Origin of the sequence: Brevundimonas sp., assembly GCF_032107865.1 — a bacterium.
Taxonomy (GTDB): Bacteria; Pseudomonadota; Alphaproteobacteria; order Caulobacterales; family Caulobacteraceae; genus Brevundimonas.
Genome location: NZ_DAMCNG010000327.1, coordinates 1 through 1,982, shown reverse-complemented (window position 1 = coordinate 1,982; position 1,982 = coordinate 1). Strand labels below are relative to the sequence as shown.

Below are 1,982 nucleotides of genomic sequence, written 5' to 3'. Positions count from 1 at the left end.
GCCTTCGCTGCGGCGACCGACGGCGCCCGCGCCGTGCGCGCCGCCGGTCTGCAGGAGCGTCTGACCTTCGACAGCTTCGTCGAGGGCCACGGCAACGCCTTCGCCCTGGCCATCGCCAAGCAGGTGGCGACCTGGGCCGACGGCCACTTCAACCCCGTCTTCTTCTGCGGCCCCTACGGCTACGGCAAGACGCACCTGCTGAACGCCATCGCCTGGGAGGCCCAGCGCCTGCGCCCGGACGCCAAGGTGGTTTATCTGACCGCCGAACGCTTCCTGTCGACCTTCGTGCGCGCCATGCAGGACCGCTCGACCGCGGCCTTCAAGGAAAGCCTGCGCTCGGCTGACATGCTGCTGCTGGACGACGTCCAGTTCGTTGGCGGCAAGACCTCGACCCAGGAGGAGCTGCTGAACACCCTCACGGCCCTGATTGAGGACGGCAAGCGCATCGTCCTGTCGGCTGACCGCGCGCCCATGGCCCTGACCGACGTCGAGCCGCGCCTGCGCAGCCACCTGGCGGCGGGCCTGACCTGCCCGGTCGAGGCGGCGGATCGCGACCTCAAGGTCGCCGTAGCCCAGTCGCGCCTGAACGCCCTGGCCCAGCTGGGCGTCGTCTCGGGCGAGGCCCGCGCCGACGTGCTGGAGCACCTGATCGACCGCACCCCCGGCTCCATGCGTGAGCTGGAAGGCGCCGTGAACACCCTGGCCGCCGTCGCCGGCAGCCGTCTGTCGGCCCTGACGGTCGATGAGGTCCAAACCCTGCTGGGCGCCGCCCTGCGCACCGGGCCGGAGCGCCGCATCACCGTCGACGAGATCCAGAAGACGGTGGCCGAGCACTTCAACCTCAAGCAGGCCGACCTGCTGAGCGAGCGCCGCACCCGCGCCATCGCCCGCCCGCGCCAGGTCGCCATGTATCTGTGCAAACAGCACACGACCCGCTCCTATCCCGACATCGGCCGTCGCTTCGGCGGGCGTGACCACACCACCGTCCTGCACGGGGTTCGCAAGATCGAAGAGCTGATGCCCAAGGACGACCAGATCGCCCGCGACGTCGAGGCCCTGACGCGCAAGCTGCGCGGCTAAAAGGAAAGCGACGCGCAAGCTGCGCGGGTAAACCCAGCAGCATCGCAACCTCTTTCTTCCGTCATCCTCCGGCTTGACCGGAGGATCCAGCGGCGCCGACGGCGATCTTCGCCGCAAGGTCGTGCGCGCGTCTTTCACGCTGACGCGCGCCGCTGGGTTCCCCGGTCTGCGCCGCTCCGCGGCTTGCCGGAGAATGACGGAAAGAGAATCCAGCCTGTGGAAATCGGGGGCAAGCGCCTCTGCCCGTTGCCCCTTTCGCTCAATGCGCTAGTGTTCCTGCCCATATTTACGGCGACGCTGCTTCGGCGGGGTCGCGACCGGGCGAGACCAAATGCAGCTGACCATCGAACGATCCGCGCTTCTTCGGGCCCTGGGGCACGTCCAGAGCGTGGTCGAGCGTCGCAACACCATTCCGATCCTGTCCAACGTTCTGCTGAGCGCCGGGCGCGACCGCCTGTCGTTCGCCGCCACCGACCTGGACATGGAGATGGTCGACGAGGCCCCGGCCCAGGTGAACGTCGAGGGCCAGATCACGGCCCCGGCCCACACCCTGTACGAGATCGTGCGCAAGCTGCCGGACGGCGCCGAGGTGTCGCTGACCTATTCGGGCGACGATCCGCGTCTGGTGGTGGCGGCGGGCCGCTCGCGCTTCAACCTGCCGGTGCTGCCGGCGGGCGACTTCCCGGTCATGTCGACCGAGGCGTCGGGCGCGCGCTACACCCTGCCCAAGGAAGACTTAGCGCGTCTGATCGACAAGACGCGCTTTGCCGTCTCGACCGAAGAGACGCGCTACTATCTGAACGGCCTGTATCTGCACACCGTGGCTGACGGCGGCATTCCGCTGCTGCGCGCCGTGGCCACCGACGGCCACCGCCTGGCCCTGGCCGAGACCCCGGCGCCGG

Annotated in this window: 2 protein-coding genes; both read left to right on the top strand. The window is 69.1% G+C overall.

The features are described from left to right. A partial coding sequence (gene dnaA / locus RT567_RS16280) for a chromosomal replication initiator protein DnaA (RefSeq protein ID WP_313577246.1) occupies positions 1-1,080 on the top strand: 1,080 nt, incomplete at its 5' end. 331 nt (positions 1,081-1,411) lie between these two features. Then, positions 1,412-1,982, top strand: a 571-nt coding sequence (gene dnaN, locus RT567_RS16275; protein WP_313577245.1) for a DNA polymerase III subunit beta, incomplete at its 3' end; no start/stop codon positions are given.